The organism is Vallitalea sediminicola, assembly GCF_054408565.1.
In genome coordinates, this window is sequence record NZ_BTPT01000435.1 from 1 (window position 1) to 203 (window position 203).

The 203-nt window shown below is 36.0% G+C and carries 1 protein-coding gene; it reads left to right on the top strand.

The features are described 5' to 3' along the window. The coding region (locus tag ACX6CF_RS27325) for a DALR anticodon-binding domain-containing protein (protein ID WP_458788513.1) at positions 1-203 on the top strand (203 nt) is incomplete at both ends.

The following is a 203-nucleotide window of genomic DNA, read 5'->3' on the forward strand; positions in this document are numbered from 1 at the left end:
TTTTGAAGGCGCTACAGCACCTTACTTACAATATGCTTACTCTCGTATTCAGAGTATATTCTCTAAAGCTGGATCTGAGAATAACAATGCACCTATCAGTATTATCGAACCGCAAGAGAAAGCCTTAGCATTAAAGTTATTACAAATTGAAGATGTTATTGATGCGGTCATTAGTGAATGTACGCCTAACTTGTTATGTAACT